Annotated in this window: 19 protein-coding genes; 7 read left to right on the plus strand and 12 right to left on the minus strand. The window is 71.6% G+C overall.

Features of this window, described 5'->3' with window-relative positions; genetic code table 11:
• Nucleotides 1–27: 27 nt before the first annotated feature.
• From K1T35_RS32310 to K1T35_RS32330, 5 genes are all read right to left on the minus strand, one after another.
• The gene (locus K1T35_RS32310) at nucleotides 28–1,221 is read right to left on the minus strand and encodes an RNA polymerase sigma factor (RefSeq protein ID WP_220255555.1); all 1,194 of its coding nucleotides are present in this window, start codon (nucleotides 1,219–1,221) and stop codon (nucleotides 28–30) included.
• Nucleotides 1,221–1,580, minus strand: coding sequence for a YciI family protein (locus tag K1T35_RS32315; protein ID WP_220255556.1), 360 nt, complete (start codon nucleotides 1,578–1,580; stop codon nucleotides 1,221–1,223). Before K1T35_RS32315 ends, K1T35_RS32310 begins: the two co-directional genes overlap by 1 nt.
• A 19-nt stretch (nucleotides 1,581–1,599) precedes the next feature.
• Entirely contained in the window at nucleotides 1,600–2,019 is a 420-nt protein-coding gene (locus K1T35_RS32320; protein WP_220255557.1) for a DUF6069 family protein, read from the minus strand.
• 178 nt (nucleotides 2,020–2,197) lie between these two features.
• Nucleotides 2,198–2,974, minus strand: coding sequence for a TetR/AcrR family transcriptional regulator (locus K1T35_RS32325; protein WP_220255558.1), 777 nt, complete (start codon nucleotides 2,972–2,974; stop codon nucleotides 2,198–2,200).
• 64 nt (nucleotides 2,975–3,038) lie between these two features.
• Nucleotides 3,039–3,929, minus strand: coding sequence for a LysR family transcriptional regulator (locus tag K1T35_RS32330; protein ID WP_220255559.1), 891 nt, complete (start codon nucleotides 3,927–3,929; stop codon nucleotides 3,039–3,041).
• A gap of 92 nt (nucleotides 3,930–4,021) precedes the next feature.
• Here K1T35_RS32330 and K1T35_RS32335 point away from each other — a divergent pair, with 92 nt between their 5' ends.
• Nucleotides 4,022–4,774: a sulfite exporter TauE/SafE family protein gene (locus tag K1T35_RS32335; protein ID WP_255622700.1), complete on the plus strand. Its 753-nt coding sequence runs from the start codon at nucleotides 4,022–4,024 to the stop codon at nucleotides 4,772–4,774.
• A gap of 41 nt (nucleotides 4,775–4,815) precedes the next feature.
• Nucleotides 4,816–5,184 carry a hypothetical protein gene (locus K1T35_RS32340; protein ID WP_220255561.1) on the plus strand — a complete coding sequence of 123 codons (369 nt, stop codon included), beginning with the start codon at nucleotides 4,816–4,818 and terminating at the stop codon, nucleotides 5,182–5,184.
• Nucleotides 5,185–5,188: 4 nt separating this feature from the next.
• Here the strand turns inward: K1T35_RS32340 and K1T35_RS32345 are convergent, their stop codons facing one another.
• Entirely contained in the window at nucleotides 5,189–6,022 is an 834-nt protein-coding gene (locus tag K1T35_RS32345; RefSeq protein ID WP_220255562.1) for a GNAT family N-acetyltransferase, read from the minus strand.
• Nucleotides 6,023–6,074: 52 nt separating this feature from the next.
• Nucleotides 6,075–7,217, minus strand: coding sequence for a flavodoxin-dependent (E)-4-hydroxy-3-methylbut-2-enyl-diphosphate synthase (gene ispG / locus K1T35_RS32350; protein ID WP_220255563.1), 1,143 nt, complete (start codon nucleotides 7,215–7,217; stop codon nucleotides 6,075–6,077).
• 196 nt (nucleotides 7,218–7,413) lie between these two features.
• Here ispG and K1T35_RS32355 point away from each other — a divergent pair, with 196 nt between their 5' ends.
• Entirely contained in the window at nucleotides 7,414–8,253 is an 840-nt protein-coding gene (locus tag K1T35_RS32355; RefSeq protein ID WP_220255564.1) for a helix-turn-helix transcriptional regulator, read from the plus strand.
• A gap of 22 nt (nucleotides 8,254–8,275) precedes the next feature.
• Entirely contained in the window at nucleotides 8,276–8,491 is a 216-nt protein-coding gene (locus K1T35_RS32360) for a DUF397 domain-containing protein (protein WP_220255565.1), read from the plus strand.
• A 71-nt stretch (nucleotides 8,492–8,562) separates the two neighbouring features.
• On the opposite strand, the gene K1T35_RS32365 is transcribed toward K1T35_RS32360, so the two are convergent.
• The 4 genes from K1T35_RS32365 to K1T35_RS32380 are packed head-to-tail and all read right to left on the minus strand — an operon-like array spanning nucleotide 8,563 to nucleotide 12,199.
• Entirely contained in the window at nucleotides 8,563–9,360 is a 798-nt protein-coding gene (locus K1T35_RS32365; RefSeq protein WP_220255566.1) for an HpcH/HpaI aldolase/citrate lyase family protein, read from the minus strand.
• Between the two features lie 6 nt (nucleotides 9,361–9,366).
• Complete coding sequence (locus K1T35_RS32370; RefSeq protein WP_220255567.1) at nucleotides 9,367–10,320, minus strand: 2-hydroxyacid dehydrogenase; 954 nt, start codon at nucleotides 10,318–10,320, stop codon at nucleotides 9,367–9,369.
• Nucleotides 10,317–11,513: an enolase C-terminal domain-like protein gene (locus K1T35_RS32375; RefSeq protein ID WP_220255568.1), complete on the minus strand. Its 1,197-nt coding sequence runs from the start codon at nucleotides 11,511–11,513 to the stop codon at nucleotides 10,317–10,319. The genes K1T35_RS32370 and K1T35_RS32375 overlap by 4 nt, the downstream gene beginning before the upstream one ends.
• Nucleotides 11,510–12,199, minus strand: coding sequence for an RraA family protein (locus tag K1T35_RS32380; RefSeq protein WP_220255569.1), 690 nt, complete (start codon nucleotides 12,197–12,199; stop codon nucleotides 11,510–11,512). Before K1T35_RS32380 ends, K1T35_RS32375 begins: the two co-directional genes overlap by 4 nt.
• 70 nt (nucleotides 12,200–12,269) lie before the next feature.
• Here K1T35_RS32380 and K1T35_RS32385 point away from each other — a divergent pair, with 70 nt between their 5' ends.
• Complete coding sequence (locus K1T35_RS32385; RefSeq protein WP_220255570.1) at nucleotides 12,270–12,941, plus strand: FadR/GntR family transcriptional regulator; 672 nt, start codon at nucleotides 12,270–12,272, stop codon at nucleotides 12,939–12,941.
• Between the two features lie 120 nt (nucleotides 12,942–13,061).
• Entirely contained in the window at nucleotides 13,062–13,946 is an 885-nt protein-coding gene (locus K1T35_RS32390) for a DUF559 domain-containing protein (RefSeq protein ID WP_220255571.1), read from the plus strand.
• 94 nt (nucleotides 13,947–14,040) lie between these two features.
• Here the strand turns inward: K1T35_RS32390 and K1T35_RS32395 are convergent, their stop codons facing one another.
• Nucleotides 14,041–14,427 carry a hypothetical protein gene (locus K1T35_RS32395; RefSeq protein ID WP_220255572.1) on the minus strand — a complete coding sequence of 129 codons (387 nt, stop codon included), beginning with the start codon at nucleotides 14,425–14,427 and terminating at the stop codon, nucleotides 14,041–14,043.
• Between the two features lie 156 nt (nucleotides 14,428–14,583).
• On the opposite strand from K1T35_RS32395, the gene K1T35_RS49865 reads away from it, so the two are divergent.
• Nucleotides 14,584–15,240, plus strand: coding sequence for a CBS domain-containing protein (locus K1T35_RS49865; RefSeq protein ID WP_370645176.1), 657 nt, complete (start codon nucleotides 14,584–14,586; stop codon nucleotides 15,238–15,240).
• Nucleotides 15,241–15,260: the final 20 nt, after the last annotated feature.

Below are 15,260 nucleotides of genomic sequence, written 5' to 3' on the forward strand. Positions count from 1 at the left end.
GGTTGATCGGGTGTGGGAGACAAGGGGTCAGGTGTTCGGGGTCAGACGCGCCCGTCGCGCCTCCAGGAAGGTTCGTTCCGTGTCGTTGGCGGCCAGGGTGATTGCCTCGTCGTAGGTGGCGACGGCATCCGCGGTACGGCCGAGGCGGGCGAGCAGGTCCGCGCGGGTGGCGGGCAGCAGGTGGTAGCCCGGCAGGTCCAGCTCCTCGACGATGGCCAGCGCCAGCGCCGGTCCGTGCACCTCGGCGACCGCGACCGCGCAGTTGAGCACCACGATCGGGGTCGGGACGTGCTGCAGCAGCTGGTCGTAGAGCGCCAGCACCTGCGTCCAGTCGGTCGTCGGACCGTCCGTGTGCACGGCGTTGATCGCGGCCTGCAACTGGTACGGCCCCGGCCGATTGCGGCGCAGGCACCGCCGTACCAGCGCGTGCCCCTCGGCGATCAGCTCCCGGTTCCACAGCGACCGGTCCTGCTCCGCGAGCACCACCAGCTCACCCGATGGCCCCACCCGCGCGGGCCGGCGGGCTTCGGTGAGCAGGAGTAGCGCCAGTAGCCCGATCACCTCCGGCTCGTCGGGCATCAGCTCGGCGAGCGCCCTCGCCAGGCGTACGGCTTCCAGGCACAGGTCCGTGCGCAGCAGGTCCCCCGACGTGGACGCGTATCCCTCGTTGAAGACCAGGTAGAGCACGGCGAGTACCGAGGTCAGCCGATCGGGGAGGTCGGCGGTGTCGGGCACCCGGTAGGGGATGCCGGCGTCCCGGATCTTCTTCTTCGCGCGGACGATCCGCTGGGAGATGGTCGACTCCGGCACCAGGTAGGCCCGCGCGATCTCGGCCACCTCCAGCCCGCCGAGCAGGCGCAGGGTGAGCGCGATCTGTGCGAGCGGCGACAGCGCGGGGTGGCAGCAGGTGAAGATCATGCGGAGCTGGTCGTCGCGCACCGGTCCCACCTCCTCCGGCTCATCGGGTTGGTGGAGCAGCAGCGCCTGCGCGTGGCGGGCCTCCCGGGTGGATTCCCGGCGCAGGCGGTCGATCGCCCGGTTGCGGGCGGTGGTCACGATCCACCCGCCGGGATTGGGCGGCGGCGCCTCGTCCCATTTCTGGACGGCCACCGCGAATGCGTCCTGGACGGCCTCCTCGGCGAGCCCGATGTCCCCGAGGAGGCGCGTCAGCGTCGCAACGCACCGTCCGTACTCCGCCCGGTAGACGCTGTCCAGGTCCATCAGCGCCGGCGCGACCCGTCGTCGAACGGGCGCACCTCGATCGGCTGTCCACAGGCCAGCGCGCACTTCTCGGCCCAGACCAGCGCCTGGTCGAGGTCGTCGGCCCGGATCACCCAGAACCCGCCGAGCTGTTCCTTCGTCTCGGCGAACGGGCCGTCGGTCATCGTGGTCGTGCCACCAGAGGGGCGGACCACCGTGCTGGCGTGCGAGTGCTGCAGACCACCGGCGAACACCCACACACCGGCGGCCTCCATCTCGGCGGTGACCTGGCCCGTCCGGGCCATCTGCGCCTGCACCGCCTCTTCGGGCTCCGGCGGCGCGCTTTCGTCGAGCTGGACGGCGAGCAGGTACTGCTTCACGGCGTACTCCTTCGAAGGATCAGGCGGACAGGCGCCGGGCGACGGCGGGGATCACGATCGCGGCCGCCACGACGTGGGTCAGCATCAGCAGGATCTTGGTGGCGACGGTGGCGTCGGCGAGCAGGTCGGGCACGAAGGACAGCACGGTGAGTGCGACGGTGGTGCGCAGCCACGCGGTGCGCGGCCGGCGGGCGAACCGGCGCAGCGCCGCGGCGATGGCCAGACCGAGGATGGAGAAGATCACCGTCAGGACGGCGAACCCGGAGGCCGGGATCGCCGTGCCGGAAACGGCCGTGCTGATGCCGACAGCCTCGCCTGCGGCGGCCGTCAGCGCGGTGGCGACCGCGGCGGTGACGGTGGCGGCCGAGCCGGCCAGCAGCAGCGAGCCGACGGTCGGGGCGGCGGCGGAGGTGAAGGTGGCGGGAAAGGTGGTGGACACGGGGACCTCCGGTGATCACGGAGACCGGCTCGGTTGCCGTTCTCTCACCATGGCCACGAACGAGCTCACCGCGGTTCGACATCGCCGCGGGATCTCTTCCACGATTTTTTTCCGTGGGCCCACGCAGGTGCTCATGGGCGCCACCACCTTCGCTGCTCGACCAGCGCGCCGCAGCCGCTCAGCCCTCGATGGGCCGCCGGTGCTCGATCAGGACACCCAGTCCGTCCAGCACACGCTGGAGCCCGAACTCGAAGTGGTCGAACATCGAGTTGAAGGCGCCCGCCTCGCCGACCTTCGTGAGCATCGGCAGCTCACCCGCCACCACGGCTGGCCCGACGTACTCGGACTGGATCTCCCACCACTCCTCGTCGCTGATGCCGGTGCGGTCGGCCGCCTGCATCGCCTCGATCGTGGTCTTCGCGAGCCCGGCCACGAACGAGCTGAGCACCACGACGGCCCCGAGCATCTCCTCCTCGGTGAGGCCGATGTCGTCGATCGCGCGGAGGGCGATGTCGGTGGAGCGCATCGAGTTGGGCCCGAGCATGGGGCGCCCCTGGGCGATCTGGAGCATCCAGGGATGGCGCAGGTAGAGCGCCCACTCCTGGCGCCCGCACGCCTCCAGCCGCTCCCGCCAGCCACCCTCGACGGTCTCGGCGGAGGCGAGGTCCTCGCTGTAGACCTCGTCGACCATCAGGTCCACGAGCTCGGACTTGCCCGGGACGTACCGGTAGAGCGACATGGCGCCTACCCCGAGCGCGCCCGCGATGCGTCTCATGGACAGCGCGACGAGCCCTTCGGCGTCGGCCAGGTCGATCGCCGCCCGCACGATCGCCGCGACGGACAGGCCCGGCTTCGGCCCGCGAGTCGGCTCGGGCGCGCCGCCCCACATCAGTTGCAGGCTGCGCCGGACGGCCGCACTGCCGTCGGTCCGACCAGCGGTATCGTCTCGTGGCATCGCCCGAAATCCTAAAATTGAGTACGTTGTACGAATATGGCGGTACGGCGTAAACAGTAGGGCATTACCCTGCTGCGGCCGCCGCGACCCGCAGGTGCTCGGCGAGCGCCGACGCCGCGGGCATCCGGTCCGTCGCGCCCCAGGCCAGCAGGTGGTGCCTTCGTGACCACGGGTCCTGCAGCTCGCACACGTCCAGCCGCTGGTCGCCCTCGACCGCCCGGCGCGGCGCGATGGCCAGCCCGACGCCCGCGGCCGCGAGGGCGACGAGGACGTTGATGTCGGCGACGGTGGTGCGGTAGCGCGCCGCGGGGGCGTGCGGGCCGAGATTCTTCTCGATCCAGCGCCGCAACGACGAGTCCCCGTCCAGCCCCACCAGCGGGTGCTCGGCCACCTCCCGATAGGCCAGCGAGGTCCGTCCCGCGAGGATCCCGCCCGCCTGGCCGATCACGACGAGGGAGTCGTCGCCGAGGAGCTCGATGCGGACATCGCTGTCGCCCGCCTCGTTGTCGATCACCACCCCCAGGTCGGCAGCACCGTCGGCCAGCATCCGCAGGGTGTTCGGGGTCCGGCTCTCGTGGACGTCGACGTCGGCGTCCGGGTGCTCGCGCAGGAAGGTGACCAACGCCTGCGGTACGAGCCGGTACATCGCGGACCCGCCGGCCAGCAGCGTCAGCGGGGCGGCGGGGCGCCGGCTGTAGCTGGTGACGGCCCCCTCGAGGCGCGCGGCGTGGGCGAGGACGTCGCGCGCGTGGCGCGCCAGCGTCGTGCCGGCCGGCGTCGGCCGCACCCCACGCCGCCCCCGGACGAGCAGCGCCACCCCGGCGTGGTGTTCGAGGGACCGGACCCGCGCGCTCGCCGAAGGCAGGCTGAGGTGCATCCGCCGCGCACCGGCCGTGATCGACCCCTCGGCCACGATGTGGAGGAAGAGCCGCAGGTCGTCCAGGTCGTAACGCACGCGTCCAGCCTAAGGCTGCAACGAAGGCTGGATTCGGGGATCGCGCATTGTGGATCTCCCCGTCCACGGGCGATCCTCGGGTGGTGTCGGCGATGCTGCTCGTGCTGCTGGCGGGCTTCGCCGCCGGTGCCCTGAACGCGGTCGGCGGGGGCGGCACGTTCGTGGCCCTGCCCGCCCTTGTCGCCGCCGGGCTGCCTCCCGTCACGGCCAACGCCGCGTCGACCGTTGCGCTCGTGCCCGGGTCGCTGGCGAGCGCGTGGGTGTACCGCCCGGACGTCCGCCCCGTCGGCTCGACGTCCACGTGGGCGCTGACGGCGGCCAGCATGGGTGGCGGCCTGATCGGGGCCATCCTGCTGCTCGCGCTGCCCTCGGCGTCGTTCGACGCCGCGGTGCCGTGGCTCCTCGCGTTCGCCACCGCGGTGCTGGCGTTCGGGCGCAGGGCCCTCAGCGCCATGAGCACCGCACTGGGCCGCCCGATCGGCATGGGCTCCCGGGCCGTCCTCGCCTGGCAGTTCGTCCTCTCGGTGTACGGCGGGTACTTCGGCGGCGCGGTCGGCATCCTCATGCTCGCCGTGTGGACCATCGGCGTCGGCCTCGATCCGGCGGCGAGCAACCCGACGCGGGTCACCCAGGTCGCGGCCGTCTACGTCGCCGCGACGACGCTGTTCCTGTTCGCCTCCGACGTGCTGCTGGCGCCGCTGCTCCCGGCAGGCATGCTGGTCGGCGCGCTGGCCGGTGGGGTCGCGGGCGCCTTCGTGGCGCGTCGCATGCCGGCCCGGCTGCTGCGCGCGATCGTGCTGGGGACCGCCGCGACGATGACCGTCCTCTACTTCCTGCGCGGGTAGCAGTGCCGACCTACACCGACTCGTCCCGGGCCAGGCTTGCGATGTCCTTCGAGGCGTGTGAGCTGTCCGACCTCGCCCGCGCGATGGTCCCGATCGACGGGACCACCACCCTCTCCGACGCCGTGGAGGTCATCGCCGCGGCGCGCCGGTTCCTCGACGCCGCCGTGGTGGCCGAGCGGGCGGCCGGCGCGAGCTGGCAGGACATCGGCGACGTACTTGGCCTGTCCGCCGCGGAGGCACGCGAGAGGTTCGGGACTGCCGAGGCCCGCTTCCGGCGGCAGCTGCGTTCCACGGACGACGGTTGGCGCGGGTACCTCGTGCGCGAACCCCTCGAAGCGGCGGAGGACCTCGACGAGTGGGCCGGTGGCGCCGCGCCGGTGTCCGGCGGGCTGCACCCGGTGGTCGAGTAGGCGGTCAGAACAGGATGGTGGCGAAGCTGCCGATCTGGGTGAACCCGATGCGCGAGTACGCGGCCCGTGCCACGTGGTTGAACCCGTTGACGTAGAGGCTCGACACGCGACCCATGGCCGTGAGGCGCGCGGCGACGGCGGCCGTGCCCGCCGTGCCCAGCCCGTGGCCGCGCCGGTCGGGGTGCACCCACACGCCCTGGATCTGCCCGACCTGCCCGGAGATCGCCCCGATCTCGGCCTTGAACACGACCTCGCCGTTCTCGAATCGGGCGAACGCCCGCCCGGCCGACACCAGCTCCGCCACCCGGGACCGGTAGCCGACCCCACCGTCGCCGAGCCGCGGGTCGATGCCGACCTCCTCGGTGAACATCGCGACGGCGGCCGGCAGGTAGCGGTCCAGCTCCGCGGGGTGCACCGGCCGCACGTACGGGTCGGCCTCAACGGTGGGCGAGCCGGCGAGCACCATCAGCGGCTGGTCGGCCCGCACCTCTCGAGCGGGCGCCCAGTGCGGCGCGAGGTCGTCCCACAGCGGTAGCACCAGCTCGGCGCGGCCCACGAGGGACGAGCAGGTGCGCCCGTGACGGCGGGCGCGCTCGGCGAAGCTGCGCAGCGCGGAGCGGTCGCCACGCAGCGGCACGAGGTTGGCGCCGGAGAAGCAGAGGCCGTCGAACCGCGGCCCGACGGCCCACAGCTCACCCCCGAGCCGCCAGGGGTCGAGCCCTGCCACCTCGACACGAGCGGCGACCATGCAGGCGGCCACCGGATCGTCGTCCAGGACCGCGCGCACACCCGCGCGGTCCCGGTCGTCGAGGAGCCGCGCTCCGGCGAGACGAAGCACCCCCCAACGATGCCAGACACTCGTGCTCGTGCCCACGACGGGATCTGCCGTTTCAGCCGACGGTGATCTGGGGGGTACCCTCGCCCTCGACCGTCTCGGCGATCTTCATCGCCTCCTCGATCAGGGTCTCGACGATGGCGTGCTCCGGTACGGTCTTGATGACCTCGCCCTTGACGAAGATCTGGCCCTTCCCGTTGCCGGAGGCCACCCCGAGGTCGGCCTCGCGGGCCTCACCCGGGCCGTTCACCACGCAGCCCATGACGGCCACGCGCAGCGGCACCTCCATACCGGTGAGGCCGGCCGTGACCTCGTCGGCGAGCTTGTAGACGTCCACCTGGGCCCGCCCGCACGACGGGCAGGAGACGATCTCCAGCTTGCGCGGCCGCAGGTTGAGCGACTGCAGGATCTGCGCGCCGACCTTGATCTCCTCGACGGGCGGCGCGGAGAGCGAGACACGGATCGTGTCGCCGATGCCCTGGCGCAGCAGCGCCCCGAACGCAACGGCCGACTTGATCGTGCCCTGGAACGCGGGCCCGGCCTCGGTGACGCCGAGGTGCAGCGGGTAGTCGCACTGCTCGGCGAGCAGCTCGTAGGCCCGGATCATCACGACCGGGTCGTTGTGCTTGACGGAGATCTTGATGTCGTGGAAGTCGTGCTCGGCGAACAGGCTCGCCTCCCACAGCGCCGACTCGACCAGCGCCTCCGGGGTGGCCTTCCCGTACTTCTCCATCAGTCGCTTGTCGAGCGAGCCCGCGTTGACGCCGATGCGGATCGGGGTGCCGTGGTCCTTCGCGGCGGCCGCGATCTCCTTGACCTTGTCGTCGAACTTGCGGATGTTGCCCGGGTTCACGCGCACCGCCGCGCACCCGGCCTCGATCGCGGCGAACACGTACTTGGGCTGGAAGTGGATGTCGGCGATCACCGGGATCTGTGACTTCCTCGCGATCGCCGGGAGCGCGTCGGCGTCGTCCTGGCTCGGGCAGGCGACGCGGACGATGTCGCAGCCGGACGCCGTGAGCTCGGCGATCTGCTGGAGGGTTGCGTTGATGTCGGCGGTGAGGGTGGTGGTCATCGACTGCACCGAGATCGGGAACTCCGACCCGACGCCCACCGATCCGACCTGCAGCTGCCGGGTCTTGCGCCGGGGGGCAAGGGTCGGGGCGGGCGGTGCGGGCATGCCCAGGGAGACGCTCACGGAACCCAGTATCCCCGGCGCTGCCTGCGGCCGCCGCTGACGGTGTCCGGAGCCACGCGTGCCACCGGGACGCCGGCCGGCGCCGATCCGCCGACGGCGAGCGGGCCGGCCGCCGACTGACCTGGATCTTTCACCTGACACCTCCCACCTGCCACCATCGGTCATCGACCGGTCGCGGAGAGCGGGGAGGGTGGGCGTGCGCAGCGGTGCCCTGGTCCGGAGACGTCAGCTCGCCCGCACCCTGCGCGAGCTGCGCGTGCACGCGGGCCTGACCATCGAGGCGGCCGCGCCGCTCCTCGACTTCTCCGCGAGCAAGCTGTCCCGCATCGAGAACGCTCACCAGGGCGTCGACGTGCACATCGTGCGCAGCATGCTGGATCTCTTCGACGTCGGCGGCGACCGGTGGACCGAGATCCTGGAGCTCACGCGGGAGGCCAGCGAAAAGGGGTGGTGGCGGGCCTACGGGCTCGATGACCGCGGCTACATCCCGCTGGAGGCAGATGCGAGCACGGTTCGCGAGTTCGCTGCCAGCTTCGTACCCGGGTTGTTGCAGACCGCGGACTACGCCCGGGTGCTGTTCGAGACCTCGCTGCGCCCGCGATCGGCGGAGATCCTCGAGCGGGATGTGAAGGTCAGGATGATCCGGCAGGAGCGACTGGTTTCGGCCGAACGCCCCCTCGAACTGCTCGCAGTGATCGAGGAGGCGGCGCTGTACCGCGTGCTGGGAGGCCGCGCGAGGATGCGCGCGCAGCTCGCCCACCTCATCCATGCGGCAGAACTCGACACGGTGACCGTGCAGATCCTGCCGACGGATGTCGGCGGCCACCCCGGCCTGGACGGAGCGTTCACGGTGCTCAGCTTCGAGGGGCTCGGCGAACCGGACATGGGCTATGTCGAGCACCCGATGGGCTCGATGCATATCGAGAAGGAGGAGGACGTGGTGCGAGCTAGGGTGGTCTTCGACCACCTGAGCTCCGTGGCGCTGAGCCCCGCCGAGAGCACCGCGCTGATCGAGCGGGTGATCGCGCAGATGTAGCCGCGACCGCAAGAGGTGCCCCATGCCCGCCCTGGACCCCGTTGGCGTGGCATGGCGGAAGAGCAGCTTCAGCGGCGGCAACAGCGGTGGGGCAGGCTGCGTCGAGGTGGCCCTCCTCCCCGGCGGCGAGGTCGCCATCCGGGACACGAAGGACCGCAGCCTGCCCCCACACCGCCACCCCGCCCCGGCATGGCGCGAGTTCCTGGCCGCCGTCCGCGCGGGCGAGTTCAACTCATGATCGCCACAAGTGGGGCGCCGAACCCCTCGTGAGTGGATACGCGAGCTATAGCAGGCGTATCCACTCACGACCTACGCGTATTGCCCCGTCGCCGGGACGACGACCTCCCTGCTGCCCTCGAACGCGCCCGCGACCACCGCGGTGGCGGCTCCCCGCATCAGCGCCGCGTCCGAGCCGACCGTGAACATGCCGTAGCCGCGGGCGTGCCACCGGTGGACGGTCTCCACGCTGTCGCAGTGGATCCCGGCCACGATGCCGTGCTCCCGGCAGCGGTCGACGATCGTCTCGATCAGCCGCACGTGGTCGGGGTCGGTCGGAGCGAGGGTCGGGGTCATGCCGTGGCCGAGAGCGAGGTCCGAGGGGCCCACGTACACCGCGTCGACGCCGGGCACGGCGAGGATCGCGTCGAGGTTCTCCACGCCACCGGGCGTCTCGATCATGACCGCGACGATCGTGCGCCGGTTGGCCGTCTCGGGGCTGTAGTCCGGCACGTCGAACGCGGCCCGGATCGGGCCCCAGCTGCGCATGCCGACCGGCGGGTACTTCGCGGCCGCGACCGCCGCCTTCGCGTCCTCCTCGGTGCCCACCATCGGCACGATCACGCCCTGCGCGCCCGCGTCGAGGGCCTTCATGATGTGGTCGGGCTGGTTCCACGGCACCCGGACGAATGCGGGTGTCGCCGTGATCGACAGTGCCTCCAGCATCGGCATCATCTGGTCGTAGCCGATCACGCCGTGCTGGGTGTCGATGCACACCCAGTCGAAGCCGCAGCGGCCCATCAGCTCCGCGGAAAAGGGGCTGGGGATCGAGCACCAGCCACCGATCGTCGCCTCGGTGCCGTCCCACAGCTCACGCAGTGTCCTGCCCATGTCCCCTCACACCCCGTTGACGACGTTGACCGGCTTCTCGCCGGCGAGCACCCGGCGGACGTTCGCCCCCGTCTGCTCCATCAGGTTCGCCCGTGCCTGCTCCGACCCGCCCGCGATGTGCGGGTTGACGAAGACGTTCTCCATGCTCCGCAGCGGCGAGTCGGCGGCGAGCGGCTCGACCTCGAACACGTCGAGCGCGGCGCCGCCGATGTGGCCCGACTCGAGCGCCTCGACGAGCGCTGCCTCGTCGACGATCGGGCCGCGGCTGGCGTTGCACAGGATCGCGCCGGGCCGCATCCGGCGCAGCTGCTCCACGCCGATGAGTGCCGTCGACCCGGCGTACAGCGGCAGGTGAAGCGTGACGACGTCGGAACGGTCGAGCAGCTCGTCGAACGTCACGGGCTCACAGCCGGGCAGGTCGCGGGCGACGACGTCGTAGTAGAGGATCCGCGACCCGAACGCCGCCACGCGCGCCGCGACCTGCCGACCGATGTTGCCCATGCCGACGATGCCGACGGTCAGTGCGCGCAGGTCGCGGGCGTGCAGGGGCCCGGCCGGTCGCCAGCCGCCGGCGCGCATCTCGCGGTCGAGCCGGGCGCCGTGGCGGACGACGTTGAGGATCCCCATGAGGGTCCAGTCGGCCACGGTGTCGGCGTTGAAGCCTGCCGCGTTGGCCACCGGGATGCCGAACTCGGCGGCCGCCAGGTGGTCGATCACGTCGAACCCGACGGCAGGCTGCTGGATCAGGCGGCACCGGGCCATCCCGGCGAGGGACGCGCGGTCGAGGCGGTGCCGGTGGGTCATGTCCGCGATCACGATGTCGGCGCTCGCCACGATCTCGCGGACGGCCTCCGGCGCGGGCGGCTCGGGCGCCACCAGCACCTTGACGTCCTCGGTGCCCGCGAGCTCGCGGACCTGCTGTTCGGTCAGTGGGCTGAGACAGGCGATCGTCTCGGTCATGCGAAGGTCAGCTCCCGCCGCGACTCGATCTTGTTCTCGTCCAGGTCCATGCCGAGCCCCGGTTGCGTCGGCGGGGTCACCTTCCCGTCCACCGGGTGGACGGGGGTGGCGAGGAACCACTGGTGGAGGGTGTTCCACTTCAGCAGGTACTCGATCATCGGCGTGAGCGTGGGCGGCTGGGCGAAGCTGAAGTGCGTGTTCGCGGGCACCGAGTGGCCGTGCGGGATCAGCTGCACGTCGTAGGTGCTCGCGAGCGCCGCGATCTTGAGCATCTCGCTGATGCCGCCCGCCCAGTAGGTGTCGGGTTGGTAGATGTGCATGGCGCCTGCTGCCATCAGCTGGTGCAGGCCCCAGCGCGTGTACTCGTGTTCGGCACCGGACACGAGGATCCCGCCGGGCATCCGCCGGGTGATCTCGGCGTAGGAGGCGGGCTTGTCCGGCAGCACCGGCTCCTCGATCCAGCGAGGCGCGTACTCCGCGAGCCGCTCCCCCATCCGCAGCGCGTACGGGACGTCCCACGACATCCAGGCGTCGACCATGATGTCGACGTCCGGCCCCAGCGTCTCGCGCAGCGTCGCGACCAGCGCGACGGTGGCCTCGACGCCGGCATTGCCGTCGACCGGACCGTGGCGGGGAAACCACTTCGTGGCGGTGAAGCCGAGCCCCGCGATCTCGGTGGCCCGCTCCCGCACCTTGTCCAGGTCGAGCGAGTAGCCCAGGGCCGATGCGTAGGCGGGGATCTCCTCGCGCGTGGGGCCGCCGAGCAGGACGTGGACCGGGACGCCGAGGTGTCGGCCCTTGAGGTCCCACAGGGCGCAGTCGAGCGCGCTGATCGCCATCATCTCGACGCCCTTGCGCCCGTGGACGGCGTGCCGGTACAGCACGTCCCACAGGTACTCGGTGGCGAGCGGGTCCTGGCCGAGGAGCACGGACGCCAGGTCGGTGCCGATGAGGTACGCCTGCTGGCGGGTGATCGGCCCCGCGGTGCCCGTGACGCCATCGTCGGTCTCGATGTGCACGAACACCGACGTGACGCGGTTGCCGTCACCGGCGGCGCCCGGGAGGAACCCCGGCCCCTGTGCCCGGAACTGCGGATAGATGTCGACCGGGCGGATCAGCCGCTCCTCCCAGAACGCGCCCTCGTGGTCGATGGTGCCGGAGTACTCGACGCAGCGAACGGCCCTGATCCTCACGACGTGAACGCGTCCTTCATCGTGGAACGGCGCACGGCGAGCTGGGCCGGGTCGAACTCAGGTGAGCGGACCCAGCCGATGTACTCCTGCTCGGCGGCGATCACCCGGTCGGCCGCCGCAGGCAGCTCGGCCGCGATCTCGGCCGGGATCAGCAGCACGCCGTGCTTGTCGGCGTGCAGCAGGTCGCCGGGTGCGACGGTGAGCCCGCCGACCGTCACCGGCGCGCCGACGCCCTCGACCCGCGCGTATCCGTGGGAGACGGTCACGGCGGGGGCGAAGAAGTGGAAGCCGATGGCGCGCGCCTCATCGAGGTCGCGGACCGACCCGTCGGTGACGGTGCCCAGGCACCCGAGCGCCGTGAACGTGGTGGCCATGACCTCACCCCACAGGGCGCCGTGGGCCGGTGGGTCGTCGAGGTCCTGCACCACCACGATCCGCGGCCCCGGCACCGTCTGCACGTGGGTGGTGAGGGGCTCCGGATCGCGCGCGCCGCGACCCCGGGCGCGCATCGTCGCCGTGGCGGCGTAGCCGACCATGACGCCGAGGTCCGGGAAGAGGCAGCGCACCTCGTGGCCCATGTAGCCGTCGTCGCGCGGGCGCACCTCGAAGAGCTCGATCGCGTTGGCAAGGGTCGGGGAGTCGTAGCGCTTCAGCGCTTCCAGTACGGACGGTTCGAGCGCGCTCACCAATGAGCCTCCTCGTTTCTGCTTCGTCGCTCGCCGAAGCTAACATCTGGCCAGACCAGATTGGAAGACCATGAACCTCGTCGCGGAGCTCGTCCCGTTCCTGCTGTCCCGCGGCTACGCGCCGAACGAACGCGCGCCGTCCGAGCGCGAGCTCGCGGAGCGGTTCGGGGCGAGCCGCACCCAGGTCCGCGAGGCGCTGTCGGTGCTGGAGACGCTGCGCCTGATCGAGCGCAGGCCCAAGTCGGGCGTCTACATGACGGTCGAGTCGGCCAGCATCGAGGCCCTGCGGCTGTTCGCCGAGATCGGTGTTCCGCTGCCCGGCGACGAGGGCGGCCAGGCCGCCGAGGTCCGCCGCATCCAGGAGCTGGAGGCCGCGCGCCTCGCCTGCCGCCGCCACCGCGACGAGGACATCTCGCATCTCCGCCGCTGCCTCGACGACTGGGTGGGCGCCATCGGCGAGGCCGCCCGTATCGCCGAGCTGGACCGCGTCTTCCACTGCGGGATCGTGCGGGCCACGCAGAACACGGTGCTGCTGCGCCTGGTCAACGTCTTCTACCTGATGACGCAGCAGGGGCGGGCGGTCTACTTCGGCAACCCCGCGCGCCAGCAGCAGTCGCTGCGCGAGCACCGGGAGATCCTCGACGCCATCGTCGCCCGCGACGAAGAGCGCGCCGTCCGGCTGCTCGACGCGCACATGTCCGGGGCCGACAGCTACTGGCAGGACCTCGTGGCGCGGGTGTGATCAGCGGATGGGCGCGTTTCCCGACGCCTGGCGTCGGGAAATGCGCCCATCCGGCGATCACACCACTCGATTTGCCGAAACGGCCACGAATCGTGCACTCGGCGGGCGATCCTTCGCGTCATGGTCGCCAACCGGGCCCTCCTTGCTGTGCTCGCCCGCCAGGACGGCCTGATCACCGCGGTCCAGGCCGCCGATTGCGGCCTGGCGGAGCGGGCGCTGCAACGGCGGGTCCAGGACGAGGGCTGGCGGCGGGTTGCGCCGAGGGTCTTCCTCGCTGCTGGGCACCGCGTCACCGACCGCGCCCGGGTCCGCGCCGCCGGGTTGTGGGCCGGAGACCGCGGAGTGATCTCGGGGTCGGCCGCGGCCTGGTGGCACGGGATGCCTGCCGTCGTCCCCGCCTGGATCGAGGTGACCGTGCCGCGCCGCCGCGGACTGCGCGGCTACCCCGGCGTCCGAGTCCGCCGCCGTGATCTGTCCGCCGCCGATACCGTTCTCGGCAGTGGCATTTGGTGCACGGCCGCTCCGCTCACGGCGCTGGAGACCGCGGTCGCGCTGCCCGACGGCTCGGCGTTCCTCGACCGCGCCCTGCAGAAGCACGTCCGGTTCGAGGCTCTGTACCAGGCGTACTGCCGAAATTTGGGTGGCCGTGGCGGTGCAAGTGTCACCGCCCTTTTGATCGGGGCGGCGGATCGCGCCGATTTCGCCGCCGAGCGTCTCCTGATCTCGCTCATGCGCGACTCGGGGCTCAGCGGCTGGGAGTCTGGCCGGCCGTTCGAGCGCTGGACCATCGATATCGCGTTCCCCGAAGCGAAGCTCGCCATCGAGGTCGACGGCTGGGCCTGGCATGTGGATGTCGACCGGTTCCGGACCGATCGCCAGAAGGGGAACGCGCTCGTCCGCGCGGGGTGGCAGGTGCTGCGCTTCACCTGGCATGACCTCACCAACCGGCCGGCCCACGTCATCGCCGAGATCCGCGCCGCCCTGCTCGCCGCCGCAACGGCCTGATCATCGGATGGGCGCGTTTCCCGACGTGCCGCGTCGGGAAACGCGCCCGTCCGGCGATCACCAGTCGGCGAGGATCTCCTATAGCAGGCGGCGCTCAGTCGACGATCACGTGGCGCATGCCCTTCTCGACGGACGCCAGCAAGTCAGCGCGCGAGAGCGTGCGCGGACCGCACTCGCACGACGCCGGCATGCTGTCGTCGGCCATCAGGTCGCCGCTGGTGTCGAGCAGGTCGTGGTGACCACGGCCGCAACTGCTGCCGGCGTGCCCGGCGTCCACGCGGTCGCGGCTACCGTGCCCGCGCGGCCCGACCGTCGCGGAGTACACCAGCTCACCGTCGGCCTCGTAGACGGCGGCCACGTGATGGCTGCGCCGGCAGCGGACGTCCAGCCGCCGGTGGGCTCCCAGCGGACCGTCGATAGCGATGAGGGCAGCCTGCGCCGCCGCGCGGCGGTCGGCTGCCGAGGCGAAGCGACGTGCCATGACGCCTCCACGGCCATGTCGACTGTGAGACGGCGATTGTCCGCCCTTCCGGCTCGCTACGACAGATGCGATTCCTCCGTATGGCGCATGGCGCCGCGGCACGGGCGACCTACCGTTTTTCAGGGTCTCCCACCACCACCACCATGGGAGGTAGCGATGGGCATCCTCGACAAGGCCAAGGCCACGGCAGAGCGAGTGCGGGGGCAGGCCGCCCACGGGCTCGAGGCGGGCCGCACCCGGTTCGACGAGGCGCAGCTGCGGCGGCAGCACGCTCGGCTCCTGCAGAACCTGGGCGCGGCCTACCACGCCGAGCAGCACGGCAAGGGCGACCACGACGCCACCGAGCGGGCGCTCGCCGACCTCGACGCGCACATTCAGGCGACTGCCGAATCTGCGCGCCAGGCGCGCGACATCATGCACCCGGGCGCGGAGTGCATCGACGAGAACGAGAGCCTCGCGACCGCGGCGCGGAAGATGCGCGAACTCGGGGTCGGGTCACTGCCGATCTGCGGCGCCGACGACCGGCTGCACGGCATCCTCACCGACCGCGACATCGTGACGCGGTGCATCGCAGAGGGCCGCGACCCGGCAGCGACCAAGGCAGGCGAGCTCGCCCAGGGCACGCTGTTCTGGGTCGACGCCACCGCGTCCATCGACGAGGCACTGCGGCAGATGGAGGACCATCAGGTCAAGCGGCTCCCGGTCATCGAGAACCACCGGTTGGTCGGGTTGATCAGCGAGGCGGACCTCGCCCGTAACCTCTCGGAGCATCGGCTCGCCGAGTTCGTCGAGAAGGTCTACGGCACCCGCTGACCCGACTCCGCGCGTCGACG

Origin of the sequence: Pseudonocardia sp. DSM 110487, assembly GCF_019468565.1 — a bacterium.
In the GTDB taxonomy this organism is placed as follows: domain Bacteria; phylum Actinomycetota; class Actinomycetes; order Mycobacteriales; family Pseudonocardiaceae; genus Pseudonocardia.

Excerpts from the sequence above, each read along its gene's own strand:
- K1T35_RS32310 (WP_220255555.1), bottom strand. The coding sequence starts at position 1,221 with ATGGACCTGGACAGCGTCTACCGGGCGGAGTACGGACGGTGCGTTGCG.
- K1T35_RS32325 (WP_220255558.1), bottom strand. The coding sequence starts at position 2,974 with ATGCCACGAGACGATACCGCTGGTCGGACCGACGGCAGTGCGGCCGTC.
- K1T35_RS32335 (WP_255622700.1), top strand. The coding sequence starts at position 4,022 with ATGCTGCTCGTGCTGCTGGCGGGCTTCGCCGCCGGTGCCCTGAACGCG.
- K1T35_RS32340 (WP_220255561.1), top strand. The coding sequence starts at position 4,816 with ATGTCCTTCGAGGCGTGTGAGCTGTCCGACCTCGCCCGCGCGATGGTC.
- K1T35_RS32360 (WP_220255565.1), top strand. The coding sequence starts at position 8,276 with ATGCCCGCCCTGGACCCCGTTGGCGTGGCATGGCGGAAGAGCAGCTTC.
- K1T35_RS32365 (WP_220255566.1), bottom strand. The coding sequence starts at position 9,360 with ATGGGCAGGACACTGCGTGAGCTGTGGGACGGCACCGAGGCGACGATC.
- K1T35_RS32370 (WP_220255567.1), bottom strand. The coding sequence starts at position 10,320 with ATGACCGAGACGATCGCCTGTCTCAGCCCACTGACCGAACAGCAGGTC.
- K1T35_RS32385 (WP_220255570.1), top strand. The coding sequence starts at position 12,270 with ATGAACCTCGTCGCGGAGCTCGTCCCGTTCCTGCTGTCCCGCGGCTAC.
- K1T35_RS32390 (WP_220255571.1), top strand. The coding sequence starts at position 13,062 with ATGGTCGCCAACCGGGCCCTCCTTGCTGTGCTCGCCCGCCAGGACGGC.
- K1T35_RS32395 (WP_220255572.1), bottom strand. The coding sequence starts at position 14,427 with ATGGCACGTCGCTTCGCCTCGGCAGCCGACCGCCGCGCGGCGGCGCAG.
- K1T35_RS49865 (WP_370645176.1), top strand. The coding sequence starts at position 14,584 with ATGGGCATCCTCGACAAGGCCAAGGCCACGGCAGAGCGAGTGCGGGGG.